Here is a 13672-nt window from a genome sequence, read left to right on the forward strand (position 1 = left end):
AGTACAAAAATATGAGTGCAATAGAAAATCAGTATAGTAAGCGCGAAAAGACGGGATTATTCTTTGGAAAAGGTAAAAAACTTTTGCCAGCTATGATGTTTATGGGTTTCATTATCTGCGGCTGTGATGAAAACAAATCTGATGTGGTTGTCTCAGCACAAATAGATGCCGCAGACAATGATTCTATAGTCAACGGCTCTGCTATCAAAAAAACCGTTATCAAAGAAGAAATAGATACTAGCCAAGACGAGGGTGTCGCGGTTGCTTGTAATAACGTTGCTATCGTTAATGCCTTTGCAGAAGAACGGTCTAACCTTCAAGTTAAGGGATGTGGTACGGTCATTGCTGTGCTAGAGGATGATAACAAGGGCAGTCGTCATCAACGCTTTATTGTAAGCCTAGATGATATTGAGCCAAACCTGACCATACTTATTGCTCATAATATTGACTTAGCGCCAAGAGTTGCTAACCTACAAAAAGGCAATAGTGTCATATTTTATGGGGAGTATGAGTTTAACCCTAAAGGGGGTGTTATACATTGGACACACCACGACCCCGCGGCTAGACACCAAAATGGTTGGATCGAAAAGGATGGGCAGCGCTATCAGTAATAGGTTTTTTATAGCATTAATTATAGGCATCTTTAATTCGTCATTATATTTCAAACTTTGCTGTGCTACCATGGCCTTCCCATCTTAACAATTGTTAGTTAGGATTGTATAGTCCGTTAGCATACTACAAATTATTTGGTCGTTATCACGCTTTACTTTAATAGTATACTTATCTAATTCAACCTTATAGCAGGAATAGGTATGATAGCCTTGCAACATTCACAACATTTTTTAAACGTAACGTCTTTTAAAGTAGTACCTTTTAAGATATTACCTTCAAAGTTATTACCATTAACGTCAATAACCGTGGCAGTTTTTACTGCTCCCGCTTTAGGCGTGTCCGCTGCCCATGCAAGTGTTTCAGAAAGCAATACTCAGCCATCAAGTAGTTTGTTTTTAGAGTGTGGTGCTTTACAAAAGGATTCGGCTCGATTAGCGTGTTACGATGCGGTAGCGACTGGGCAAGACAAGACTTTAGGGAATGCAAAAAAGCCGCTTGATATAGCGAAAACGTTGCAAGCTACCTTTATAGACTGGAAACCCCAAGCAGTGTTAGCTGATGAGACACTTGAATCTAATTCGAAAGTTGTCGATGGGCTGAAAGATGACTCAAAAATCACGATTAAAACGCTGAGTCCAGAAGCTAAAGTACTTGCTAAAGTAGGGGTAACGCAAGATGCTATAAGTAAATACACACCATTGAGTTTGGCTTATGATCTAGATAAAAACAGTGAGCATGGGCTATGGACAGCACGAAATCATAATCCAATGTATTTATTGCCCCTATATGCACATTTTGATCCCAATCGAGCACCAGTAACCCCTACTTTAGATGCCGATCCTACCACACCATCGATAGATCCATATGTATATTCTAGAAACGAATACCGTCCGCTTGAACTTAAAGCACAAATATCTTTAAAAAGTAAGATAATGGAAGATGTATTCGACACCAATGCTGATTTATGGTTTGGCTATACACAGCAGATGCACTGGCAAGTTTATAACGAAGACAATTCTCGTCCCTTTAGAGCAACAGACTATATGCCAGAGGTGTTTTTAACTCAACCTGTTAAAGCGGATTTACCTTTTAATGGCAAGCTAAGAATGCTTGGTGTGGGTGCTATTCATCACTCTAATGGCCAATCTGATCCCCTTTCACGCTCATGGAATCGTATCTATTTAATGGGCGGTGCGGAATGGGACAAACTAACGGTTGTTCCTAAGATTTGGGCACATATAAAAAACGAATCTGATGCCAATCCTAGTGATAATCCTGATATTACCGATTACTATGGTCATGGTGAGCTGCAACTATCATATGACTTGGGTAAAAGAGAGGTTATAAATGCGATAGGGCGTTATAATTTTGATACCCAAAAAGGAGGGGTTGAGGTAAATTACTCCCATCCTCTTACCGATAGTGTCAATGGGTTTATGCAGATTTTCCATGGCTATGGCGAGTCTATCGTTGATTATAATGATGAGACCACGTCAGTAGGTGTGGGTGTGACGTTAAGTGATTGGAAGGGGCTTTAATTAATCTGCACAGTACAGTGCCAGCTTACTATCAGCTCGGTATGTGGCGGGTGCAGTATTTACAAAAGCTATGTTGCCTCTGTCAAACTAATGATGCGGTTATTTCGGCAGTACACACTAACCCAAACATAGGCTTATCAAAAAAACTATCTAAGTTAAGGTGTCTACACTCCGCATCACTTTTATGTGAGGATTGTCATAATGACACTGAATGGTTATCCTCTGTTTTTTTATTAGACATCTCTAATGTCCACGATCATCCCATTCCAATTACCGAACCTAAGCTATCTATCGAAACTATTAGTCAAACTATTACCCTTCACTCGTCTACTCTCTATCAAGGTTATGTGCAAGCGGCCATAATCGCGTTTAAATACAATGAAAACCTCACTGCGCTGCCTGTTCTTGTTCATGCCATACGGCAGCTGCATAGGCCACAGGGACACCACGCCAAAAATAGCGTTATTTTACCTATGCCAACGACAAATCTGCGCCTCAGACACCGCGGATTCGACCCAGTTTCCATATTGGCACATTATTTGTCAAAGCATTGGTGCATACCTCTCTGGAACGGCGTTAGTAGAGTGGATAATGCCGTTAGTCAGCAAGGGCTTAGTCGCAATGAGAGGCGTCATAACATTCAAGATGCGTTTCAGATAGAGCAATCTCCACTTGTTAGACATGTCATTATATTTGACGACGTCCTCACTACTGGCTCAACCTTAAAAGCGCTTGCCGCTTGCCTTAAGTCTTTTGATGGCCAGTTGCAACTTTCTGCTTATACTATAGCCCTAGCAAATAGGCAAAGCTTAACAATATAACAGACATCAAGATTTATTGATGATAGGCCTAGTTTATGATTGATAGATTGATAGAAGGTTCAATAGAAGTTCAATGAAAGGTTTAATGGTATTTTACGATCGTAAAATATATCTTAATTGTCCAGACTAGACATAGACATGCGGTTTTTTAAAGTTTTAAGTATCTCTCAAGATTGTTAATAGGCTTACGTCTAGAATAAGGTATGAACTAAATGACGTTAGTGGAATAATTTTTGCAGTTTATTACCTTGTTATGACTTATCTTGCTGACTATAGTCTGTCTTAGAACCTGTATACCCTATGGAAGTGACGACTTGTGCTATGTGCGATCGGTCGTCTTGTAGCAAAATCATTTGAGTTAAGCTCTATAGTAAAGAATTTATTATATGTTTTTTATAGTATGTCTATGAGTAAAATGAGTAGTGAACCCCCTATCTTTTTTGCAAAATAATATAGCTGGATTAAAGCAGTCAGTCACAGTGCTGATGGCATTTTAACTGACTTAAGCGCTATTTTATTGTATGAGGGGTGACCGATTAATCCTCATGATTTGTAGACGTTGCGGTTTAACAAGATATATTAATGGCTCAGTTATATAAATAGCATATAATAAGTGCATATCATTAATAGGCTGATGTTAGATGAAACACTTGAATTGTACTAAGGTATCACGGGGATTTACCTTAGTTGAGCTGATGATAACCATTGCAATACTGGCGATTATTGCGACTATCGCTGCACCAAATTTAAGCCGACAGCTGGCGAGCCAGCGCATATCCGATACTGCCAGCATTGTTAATGAATCACTCAAATTTGCAATTTCTGAAAGTAGCATCCGTCGTCAATCTATTAGGTATTCTATTGACACACAAACAGCCACAATCCAACTAACAAATACTGATTTAAATGCAAATGTCATTAAAAAGTTTACTTATAATACAAACAGTGAAGTGAACGCAAAATCTAACTCAGCCACCACAATCAATGAAACTGCAGACTTATCAGACGTAAGTGAGTTTGTGATTGAACCGAATAAACGCATTGTAAATGCTGGCCAAACAGACAGTATCAACTTAATATTTTCAGTATGTGATAAAAAGTTTTCTGACTTGCAGGGTAAAGTTGTTAACGCTAATGCTAAAGCTCGTATAACTTTACATAGAAATGGGAATTGTTCGTGATTATTTTAGCTTCAAGACAAAAGGGTGTGGGGCTGGTTGAAGTGCTGGTCTCGCTACTGCTATTGGCTATCGCTGTGCTGGGTTATACGGGACTGCAAACCCAGGCGATAAAAGCCACAGATGAGTCTTTTGAGCGATCTCAGTCGCTGGTAATGATGCGCAATTTAGCGGAGAAAATTAGAGCAAATCCTTCTGCAATCAGTGTATATGAACAAAGGTTAAACAATGAAGTTAGCACACCTACTAAACAGTGTGGGCTGGATGGCAGTGCGATAACATCTGCTGACTTATGCTCACCAAACGAGCTTGCAGCGGCAGAAGTTTTTAAGTTTAAACAAGAGCTGGCGACTTATAACTTTGATATTCAAATACACCCTTGTCCAAATACGGGCGGCTTAGGTACTGATGCTAGCAATAATATAATGTTTTCGTATTGCATGATATCAGCATGGGGTAATACGACGGCGACTATAGGTAGCAGCGCTGAGGTTGACACGGAGCATGCAACTATTGACTGTTTATCTGACCGTCAGGTAGATGGAGAGACAGTGATTCAAGCCGGCGGCAATTACCATCCTAAAGCGACTTGTATGATGATGGAGCTATAAGTGATGACGCCATCAAATAAACAGCTTTCAAATAGACTCGCTTCTAATAGATTATTGACCAATACAAGGTCAATGCCGGTTTTCAAGGATAAGTCTCAGTCTGGATTTACTTTAATTGAGCTGATGATTTCTTTGGTTATTGGCTTGCTTATCTCTGCTGCTGCCTTACAAATATTTTTAACCAGTTCACAAAATGCACGTCTTCAGCAAGCGAGTTCGCAAATTCAGGACAACGCCATTTTTGGGTTATCCGACTTACAGTTACATCTACGTCGAGTCAATTATGGAGCACGTAGCGGCGAAAACAATAGCAAATACTTTATGAATCATTTAACCCCACAAGGCGGTGTGGTGTTAACAGCGCCAGACGGCAAAGGCACCACTAGTAAGTGGGGTAGTGGCAACCTTTATGGATTGGTTTGGGGCGGTGCTGCTATTTCCGCTGACTTATTATCACGCAGTGAGTTTAGTGGTAGCAGTAGTAGCCTAGCGCAACCGACCAAAAGCGATCAGTTAACTGTTCAGTACCAAGCTGGGCGAGAAGGCTTATTTGATTGTCAGGGGAGAGTTATTCCTAAAGGCTATTATGTCATTGAGCGCTATTTTGTGCGAAATGATACCTCAGTTACCCCAAATCGTAATGGGTTAGCGTGTGCCTCAGCCATTTATAAATATGACGAAGCAGCGGCGGGAAGTGAGGATGGGCTAGATATTAGTAGGTTTACTCGGCCTAATGAAACCCAAGTAATTGCAAATAACTTAAAGGGCAATGGTACTATCGTTATGCCTAATACAGATTATTTCCGGGTACTATTGGGTGTTTCTAATACCTCTGGATTTGCCACTGATACTGAAAACTTGCGTGTTGCGTATATTCCAATTCCAGAACCAAGCGCCGTTAGCACTGTATTAAATGACATGAGAATCGTGGGTGTGCAGCTTGGTCTATTGACTCATTCAGATGAGCCGACTGCAAACCCCAAAGCAAATAGTGAGCTGCGCTTTAATATTTTGGACAAAGATGACGTGTCTTTGAACACGGCAGCTCAAGCTGGTCCAACTTATTTGCGTAGTGTGAATGAAACGTCGGTGTTATTTCGTAATGCTCGTGGAGGGGTATAATTGTGTTGATTCAAAATACACCTCAGCAAAGAAGGTATAATCCGCCGGTTAATCAGCAGGGTATTGCTATTATAGTTGTACTACTGGTGTTATTGCTGATTACATTAATCGGGACATTAGCGGTCAGGCAAAGCACTACGGATTTGAGACTGTCCACATCAGCGCAAGTTGAAAAGCTGTTATTTCAATCAAATGATGCGGCATTTATGAAGGTTGAAAAAGAAGACCGAATATTAGGGGCTAGACGAGGCAGTGCGGAAACCTTAAAGGGTTATATGTCTAGCTCACAGCGTGATGGGCACGAAGTGAGCTTTTGCGTGAGACCTAGAAGTGATCGGTTGTTTAGCGTATTGGAGATTAGCGAGCGTAATAGAAACGGTGAGCGTCTAAACGGCGTGGGTAATGGTTATTGTGACCCCAGCGACAGTGAGGATTATGTTAGTGAGGGTCGAGTGATTACTCAGATGACTTTTTTACGCCCGCTTGGAAGTGATAAAGAGGCGGTTTTTTTTAACGAGGTGGAAGGTACTTATTCAAACGATTTTCAAAAGCCCGAAGATGATGGATCTGGGGGTATTTTATGTAGTTCGTTTGAAGGGTATGCAACTTCTGTATTACCGGCAATGACAAACGTTGATTTGGGCGATGCCCGTAGTTCAGGTACTGATACAGTGGCAGGTTGTTTAAAGCAGCCACGGCAGCGCCTTACCTCAAGCACAATAACATTAGATGCCTGTCTAACAGCTTTGGGGGTACCTTTTAGTACTCATAAACAAGTGTTTCGCAATCAGCCGGTGGGTGTGAATTGTATAGCTGATGAGTGAAGAAGCATTAAACCATGGATGTTGACGATAGATAGTAAGAACCTATATTCATAAGCTGAAGTTAGGCTAAAGTTAGGAGGTTTTTAGAATAAAATGAGACGATACAATACAAAACAAGGCAAAACTGAGTTGAATAGTTATTCTATTTATTTCAAATGTTGCCTCATGTTTCGTTAATTATTTGTGTTTAGCATAAGTTTAAAGAAATAAAAAATTCAGCAGCTTTTATATTTTCCGTTTTTGTGAAGTATAGCCCTGATTTATAGGTTTATTATTTATTGATAATAAGCTTTAATAAAGGAATCATACCCAATCAAGCCCAAGTGATACTGAACAGTAAAGGTAATAATATGCGCCGGTTAACAAATCAAATAATGACACCTATATTCCATTTGAGCGGAGAGGGTATTGCTCTGTTAGGCTGTGTCAGTGTGTTAGGTTTGTCTATGCCGGCTACTGCGACAGATTTGGAAATTTATCAAGGGGCAACCTATGGGGATGCTTCGGTAATGATGATGTTAGATAACTCAGGGAGCATGGGGCCACCTAGTATCGAAGAAGATTATCCCGATAAGGTTAAGGTCAAGAGAGTTCAAAAGAGTTTTTTTGAAGGCTTAGGAGAGCGTCATGTGTGCCAATCTTCTGAAAATCCCAGTATCCAACATGATGTCAAAGAGGAGACGATAACAAAGAATTTATACGATGATGATGGCAACATTATGGACTCCGAAGCTATCCAGTATACAATGTATTATTGTGATATTGATGGTACTAAGTACTATGATCGTATGTCACGATTAAAAACGGCATTAATCTCTTTATTTACCAACCCCAAAAGTGACGAAGCGTTTGGAGAGAATGCGGATTTAACAAAATATAAAATCGGCCTTGGTACATTTTATTTTAAAAGCTCTAAAGAAGGGGGCGGCAAAATCGATGTTCCAATCTTGGATTTAACACTTGATAACAGACAGAAACTACTCGATAAAGTTATTGCTATAGAACCTAGCGCTAATACGCCTACTGCGCATGCATACGCTGAGGCAGGCGCCTATATGTTGGGAACCACAACTGCATATGTTGATAGGAGAGGTAATGGTTGGGGCGGATTGTTATTACAGCAGTCAGATCCAGCAACTTATACCGGTAGCATCTATAACTCTCCTTTAACCACTTCAAATGCCAATCAATGCAGCGGTTATGGCGTTTACTTCTTAACCGATGGCGAACCTAATAATGCCTATGACCCAAGCGTTGTTCGTGGCTTAATGAGAAAGAGCTTAGGTAATGATGCCTCCGCCATTACAGATACCTGTAAATCTGGTGGGTCTTGGCTCAGCTCAAATAATACGATTGGTATGACGACTGGGAAAAATGGCCCACCAGCTTGGGAATGTATTGGCGAGTATTCACGTGCTTTGAATAGCCCAAACAATATCAAAGGAACGCCTATTAAAACTGCAGCAGTTGGGTTTGGTAGTGTGTATCAAGAACTTGCAAATTTGGATAAACGCACGACTACGATTAAAACAGCAACAGGGAAGAATAAAACGGTTGATACTTATGACTGTGATAGCAATCAGATCACAAGCCAAGACGCTAAGAACCTATGTAAGCTTGGCGAGAAAAATCAAGGTTTTGGTGAAGGCGGATTCTATTATGCGCAGAGTTCAAAAGATATTGCTCAAAGTATCATTCAGTTTATTGGCGAAGTAGGTAGTGATAAAATTGAACCCGTATCGACGGGCAATATGTCTGTGCCTTTAGATAGCTTGAGCACTTTTAAATCACGTAAACTTGCTTATGTGCCTATTCTAGAGCCAAAGCTTAATGAATCTGGGCTTTGGTTGGGTAACTTAAAAAAATATAACATCGTGAATGCAACTTTAGAAGGGGCTAATAACAGCCTAGTTTTTAAAGATAATAAAGGACAGTTTTCTACAGGCACATGGGATATTTGGAATACTATTGAAGATACTTCAAGAAGCAATACGGACGCTGAAGGTAATAATCTTGATAACATTCCGAATGACGCGTTAAGACCTGACCAAGGCTTGCCTCAAGTTGGTGGTGCATTCCAACAGGTTTTTGAGAATAATACAAGCACGAGTGCTACTGGCTCGCGCAATTTATTTGTCAATAGTTCTGGCAGTTTGGTCAGACTAAAGGTGGATGCAAATAAGTCTGTTCGCTTTACGCCTGAGTTATCAGCTCGATATGATAATGAAGATAAGCTTAATTTATTGCAGTTTTTGGGATACACAGAGCCTACTGCAAACGATATAAATAATGGCACTACTCTCGAGTCATCGCATAATAAATGGTCTAAAAACATAGGCGGCGTCTTACATTCTGTCCCTCAGCTTGTAACCACTGAAATCAAGTTGGATGGCGAAGGTAAGTTTATTGATGGTACCCGTAAAGATTATTTAATTTATGGCTCGATGGATGGCGCATTGCATATGTTAGATGATACCTCGGGTAAAGAGGTATTCAACTTTGTACCCAAACAAATTTTGGATCTACAGTCCAAAGCGCTAACCACATCAGGCACGACAGCAAGTGGGCGTATACCTTACGGTGTAGATGGGCCATGGTTGACCTATACTTCGTACACCACCACCACAAACACTAAAAACGGCATCACGTCAAACCTCTATAAGTCTGATCAAATATTTGCAATGGGCGGTTTGCGTATGGGTGGCTCAATGTACTATGGGCTTGATATTACAGATGTTAATTCGCCCAAAATGCTATATAGCGTCGGCTCAACCTATGCCAATAAGCTTGAGAATCTCACTGCTACGGCTCAGGGCGTGAAAAATGACGTTATTAATACGGATGCTGCAACTCAAACGCCAGAGCAAACCGCATTTTCTCGTATGGGACAAACGTGGGCAAAACCTGCCATTGGCTATGTCAAAAGTGGTGGAAAACGGGTTATGGTTAATTTTTTGCCAGGGGGTTATGATGCGTGTTACGAAGACCCTGCCTTTAAATTGAATATGATAGGTCATAAAAACAGTAATTGCGATAGTAAAGCGCAAGCACAAGGTAATGCCATGTATATGGTGCAGCTAGGGGTGGAGCAATCTCGGGCTAACAAAAAAACCTATTTCGCCAGCGGTTCAGATAGCGGGAAATTATTATGGTGGGCAAGTAACCGCGGTGCTAGCACGAATGGTAATATCAGTACGCTTCAATACACCAAGGCAGATGATTTAAAACACAGTATTGTCACTCAAGTGCGTGTTATTGATCGTAACTATGATGGCTTAACAGACCACATTTACTTTGCAGACTTAGGCGGTCAAGTTTGGCGAGTAGACATTAATAACAATAAAGACACCAATAATTTTCAGGTTGATCGGGTTCAAAAAATACTAGATGTCAGCGATCAGGTCAGTAATAACGATGCACTGCCTCGTTTTTATGAGCGTCCTTTAGTGACTTTTTATAATGGAGAATACGCGTTTCAAGACAGTAATAATGTTAAGGGCAGTTATAAAGGCGTCATGGCGCTCGTGACTGTTGGCACAGGCGATCGCAGTAATCCAGTGTCATCGGTCCGGAGTACTCCAGATGCCCTGTACAGTATAATCGATAAAGATGTGACCCGTACCGATTTGTTTGACTATAGCCACTCTAGAGCCAACAATATCGCCCTACGTACGCCTACGATACAAGTAGGCAAAAATACAGGGGATTCTAATAAACTGGCTAAATTGTCTTTTAGTGACAGTGATATTGGGCCTGATGGTATAAAGATCAAAATGAAAAGCAATAAGGCGCAGGGGTGGTATCTCCCTTTTACCCATTGGATGGGAGAGGAGGTTGCTGGTAATAAATACAAGATTAAAATGATGAATGAACCAGATGCGCTGGCGAGTGTACTGATTACCTCTTCTTACAACCCTGATGTGGGTAATACGGCTGCTGAGTGTAGTGCGGGCGTAATTGGTAGTACACAAAGAGAGCGAACTTGCCTACCTTATGGCGCTTGTGATGATAATACAGCAACCCCTAGGGCCTATTCTCTGGGCGGGATAGGCATTGCAGATAACTTTATTACTCAGTTTAATGATACGCCGCTGTTTACAAGTATGAAAGCATATTGTGTAGGGGCAGAGTGTCAGCCAACGCTCACTTGTCCAAACGGCAATTGTAAAGACGTTTTAGTAGATTCTGAGTGTGAAGGTAGTGAGTGTAGTAAATTTAATAAATGTAGCGGATTAAGCTGTTTAACGGATGCTAGTATCAATACTGATGAAAGCCTTAACCCACTTGAGTGGATGGAGTTTTAGTGGTGGGTATATCGATCAGAAAAGATCTGTTCCAGCAGAGTAATACGACATCTGACCAGTATGGTTTTACTCTGATTGAGCTGATGATTACTGTCGCTATTCTGGCTATATTAGCGTCAATTGCCATACCGAATTATCAATCGTACTTGATCAAGAATAGAGAAGCGGAACTACAAAATAAGCTACTGTCTTTATCAATTGAATTAGAGCAGTGGCGTGCAAAAGCCTTGTCATATAGTGGGTTTGTACCCAAGGCAGGCTATGCAGCAACTGCGGGCACGGTAAATTTCCCCGCCACTGATCCGCAATATATTATTACGATCGGTCAGCTCATTGATAATTCAGGATCAGTGAGTGTGGTCCCGCTAAATGATGGTCAGGTGCGAGGAAACAGTTGGGTAATGATGGCGGCTCCTAAGGAGAGTAACTCAGACAAACGCTATTTTAAATTAAACAGTCAGGGGTTACGATGTGTTAATAATGTGGCGTTTGATATTACCGATGCTGGTTGCGGTGCGGGGCAACTCTCATGGTAAATTTCTGGCATAGCAAACCGATAAACAATGGTATTAGCGGGTTTACTTTAGTTGAATTAATGATTGTGGTGGCAGTGATTGGTATTCTGTCATCGATTGCGTATCCAAGTTACCTTGGCTATCGTGAAAAAGCCATTAGAGCAGATGCTATGGCAGAGCTACAGCAGGTTGCGGGTCGTATTGAAGCGCAGAAAATAAATTACAAGCGCTATGATAAAATTCCTTTAACGGCTATATTTTCTACGACGCTACAGGCTGATGGTAGTATTAAATATCCTACTTCTGATAAGGCGTATTATCAAATTAGTGTCGCCCCAATTGATACAACTAAAACCCCAGTTACACTAAATGGAGAGCGTTGGAAGCTATCTGCTACACCAATTGCTACAGAGCGTATGGCAAATGATGGCGTTATGACACTTGACTATACCGGTGTCAGGTGTCGTGCTGATAAATGTGGTAAAAGTGATGAATGGCGTCAATAAAATGAATTATTAAGATGTATATCATATGCTATAGGATTAGTGACAGGCTACATTAACAAATGAATAATTTTAATATATATGATATTATTCATTCAAGAATTCTTATTAAAAACAAAGAGTTATGTGAATATCTTAGAGTATAAACAAACCAAAAAAATAGATGGAAAGAAGAAAGCTGTACAAAAAAAGACAAAAAATGTTAGTTTTTGACATAAATTGTCAGGTAGTGTGCTTATATAGTTACGTCAAGTACTTTTATCAAAGAGCATTGTTGACAAATCAGGTTTTTTAAATACCAGGATTTTAGTAAGGGTATAATTAAGATTTAATACTAGTGATGCTATTAATAAAAAATGTTTAATAAACCAACTAAGTTATTGTATTCAATGAATATTTTTTTAAGACAAAAAGCTATGTTAAAACTTGGCATGACAAATGCACTATTATGGACATAACTTAAGGATATATATGCCACACAAGCTAAATATACATAGCTAAGTATACATAGGTGTGGCAAAGAAGATAAATTTAACCACTAATAAGTGAGTTCAATTTATCTAAAATATTTATTTTATGAATTTAACCATAGATTTAAGGCACTATTATGAACAATGCGACAAAAAATACGCAACAAGGTTTTACCCTAATCGAATTAATGATTGTTGTGGCAATTATCGGTATTTTGGCGGCTATTGCACTACCGGCCTATCAAAATTATACTCAGCGCTCAGCAAATACTGCATGTCTCGCTGAAGCAAGATCTTATATTGGTATAAGTGTCGCTGACAAAGCATCGGGTAATGACATTACGAAGTATGAGAAATCCGCTTGTGCGAGTGTAGATAAAGTGGGTCTTGAAAATACTACGGCTGCTACTCGTTTAGCAGCTTTTACTGGCCCAATTGTATTCACTCCTCCTAGTCGTGGTACTGCTTCAGAACTTAAAAAGACTGAATGTAATGCTGAAACAGGTGCTTGTAAATTTCAATAGTATATATATTTATGTCTTTAAAAAATAAATTTTTAAATGTAAAAAGCCAAATGAATTGTTTGGCTTTTTTATTGAAATTTTTTTACGAGCTAAATTATTTATTGGATGCTTATTAATGTCCATAATCGAAGCTGTAGTAATTAAGATTTGACAATATGGTTCTTTTATAAAGTATTGAATGAAATGCAATCAAAAAAAGGCTGAGCAATAAATGCACAGCCTTGTTTGTTTTTAGCTTTCAAAGTTTATTTAAATCTCTATCGCTCAAGATACTGTATCTTACCTTCAACACCATCCCACTTTTCCGCCTCAGGTAATGGGCCTTTCATTTCAGTAATATTTGGCCATTCTTCGGCGAGCTCAGCATTTAACTCTATAAACTCTTCTTGACCCTTAGGCACCTCATCTTCAGAAAAGATCGCATTAGCAGGGCATTCTGGCTCACACAACGCGCAGTCGATGCACTCATCTGGATGAATAACCAAAAAGTTTGGCCCTTCGTAAAAGCAGTCCACAGGGCAGACTTCGACGCAATCGGTATATTTGCAGCGGATGCAGTTATCAGTGACAACAAAAGTCATAGCGAGCTACCTTTCTTAATAGAAGTTACCTTAACGCAGTACTGATATTAGCTACCGTGGCTACTTAAC

At 40.0% G+C, this 13672-nt stretch carries 12 protein-coding genes; 11 read left to right on the forward strand and 1 reads right to left on the reverse strand.

Annotation, left to right across the window (positions count from 1 at the left end):
• Positions 1 to 11: 11 nt before the first annotated feature.
• The 11 genes from AC2SLN_RS00915 (at position 12) to AC2SLN_RS00965 (ending at position 13022) form a co-directional block, all read left to right on the forward strand.
• Positions 12 to 611, forward strand: coding sequence for a DUF3465 domain-containing protein (locus tag AC2SLN_RS00915; RefSeq protein WP_486550593.1), 600 nt, complete (start codon positions 12 to 14; stop codon positions 609 to 611).
• 201 nt (positions 612 to 812) lie between these two features.
• The gene (locus AC2SLN_RS00920; RefSeq protein ID WP_486550591.1) at positions 813 to 2150 is read left to right on the forward strand and encodes a phospholipase A; all 1338 of its coding nucleotides are present in this window, start codon (positions 813 to 815) and stop codon (positions 2148 to 2150) included.
• A complete protein-coding gene (locus tag AC2SLN_RS00925; RefSeq protein WP_486550589.1) occupies positions 2135 to 2971 on the forward strand; it encodes a ComF family protein in 837 nt (278 codons plus the stop codon). Before AC2SLN_RS00920 ends, AC2SLN_RS00925 begins: the two co-directional genes overlap by 16 nt.
• Before the next feature lie 641 nt (positions 2972 to 3612).
• Positions 3613 to 4152 (forward strand): prepilin-type N-terminal cleavage/methylation domain-containing protein, encoded by a 540-nt coding sequence (locus AC2SLN_RS00930; RefSeq protein ID WP_486550587.1) that lies wholly within the window; start codon positions 3613 to 3615, stop codon positions 4150 to 4152.
• Positions 4149 to 4760 (forward strand): type IV pilus modification protein PilV, encoded by a 612-nt coding sequence (pilV, locus tag AC2SLN_RS00935; protein WP_486550585.1) that lies wholly within the window; start codon positions 4149 to 4151, stop codon positions 4758 to 4760. The genes AC2SLN_RS00930 and pilV overlap by 4 nt, the downstream gene beginning before the upstream one ends.
• Before the next feature lie 3 nt (positions 4761 to 4763).
• Positions 4764 to 5882 (forward strand): prepilin-type N-terminal cleavage/methylation domain-containing protein, encoded by a 1119-nt coding sequence (locus AC2SLN_RS00940; RefSeq protein ID WP_486550584.1) that lies wholly within the window; start codon positions 4764 to 4766, stop codon positions 5880 to 5882.
• A gap of 2 nt (positions 5883 to 5884) precedes the next feature.
• A complete protein-coding gene (locus AC2SLN_RS00945) occupies positions 5885 to 6706 on the forward strand; it encodes a PilX N-terminal domain-containing pilus assembly protein (protein ID WP_486550583.1) in 822 nt (273 codons plus the stop codon).
• A 350-nt stretch (positions 6707 to 7056) separates the two neighbouring features.
• Positions 7057 to 11010, forward strand: a complete 3954-nt coding sequence (locus tag AC2SLN_RS00950; RefSeq protein ID WP_486550582.1) for a pilus assembly protein — start codon at positions 7057 to 7059, stop codon at positions 11008 to 11010.
• A gap of 2 nt (positions 11011 to 11012) precedes the next feature.
• A complete protein-coding gene (locus tag AC2SLN_RS00955) occupies positions 11013 to 11546 on the forward strand; it encodes a type IV pilin protein (RefSeq protein ID WP_486550581.1) in 534 nt (177 codons plus the stop codon).
• Positions 11540 to 12031, forward strand: a complete 492-nt coding sequence (locus AC2SLN_RS00960) for a type IV pilin protein (protein ID WP_486550580.1) — start codon at positions 11540 to 11542, stop codon at positions 12029 to 12031. Before AC2SLN_RS00955 ends, AC2SLN_RS00960 begins: the two co-directional genes overlap by 7 nt.
• Positions 12032 to 12635: 604 nt before the next feature.
• Positions 12636 to 13022 (forward strand): pilin, encoded by a 387-nt coding sequence (locus AC2SLN_RS00965; RefSeq protein ID WP_486550579.1) that lies wholly within the window; start codon positions 12636 to 12638, stop codon positions 13020 to 13022.
• Positions 13023 to 13279: 257 nt separating this feature from the next.
• Here the strand turns inward: AC2SLN_RS00965 and fdxA are convergent, their stop codons facing one another.
• Positions 13280 to 13603 (reverse strand): ferredoxin FdxA, encoded by a 324-nt coding sequence (gene fdxA, locus AC2SLN_RS00970; RefSeq protein ID WP_486550577.1) that lies wholly within the window; start codon positions 13601 to 13603, stop codon positions 13280 to 13282.
• Positions 13604 to 13672: the final 69 nt, after the last annotated feature.

Source organism: Psychrobacter sp. CX90, from assembly GCF_057396305.2.

Coding starts and splice junctions, on each gene's coding strand:
- AC2SLN_RS00915 (WP_486550593.1), top strand. CDS start 12: ATGAGTGCAATAGAAAATCAGTATAGTAAGCGCGAAAAGACGGGATTA.
- AC2SLN_RS00920 (WP_486550591.1), top strand. CDS start 813: ATGATAGCCTTGCAACATTCACAACATTTTTTAAACGTAACGTCTTTT.
- AC2SLN_RS00930 (WP_486550587.1), top strand. CDS start 3,613: ATGAAACACTTGAATTGTACTAAGGTATCACGGGGATTTACCTTAGTT.
- AC2SLN_RS00940 (WP_486550584.1), top strand. CDS start 4,764: ATGACGCCATCAAATAAACAGCTTTCAAATAGACTCGCTTCTAATAGA.
- AC2SLN_RS00950 (WP_486550582.1), top strand. CDS start 7,057: ATGCGCCGGTTAACAAATCAAATAATGACACCTATATTCCATTTGAGC.
- AC2SLN_RS00960 (WP_486550580.1), top strand. CDS start 11,540: ATGGTAAATTTCTGGCATAGCAAACCGATAAACAATGGTATTAGCGGG.
- AC2SLN_RS00965 (WP_486550579.1), top strand. CDS start 12,636: ATGAACAATGCGACAAAAAATACGCAACAAGGTTTTACCCTAATCGAA.
- fdxA (WP_486550577.1), bottom strand. CDS start 13,603: ATGACTTTTGTTGTCACTGATAACTGCATCCGCTGCAAATATACCGAT.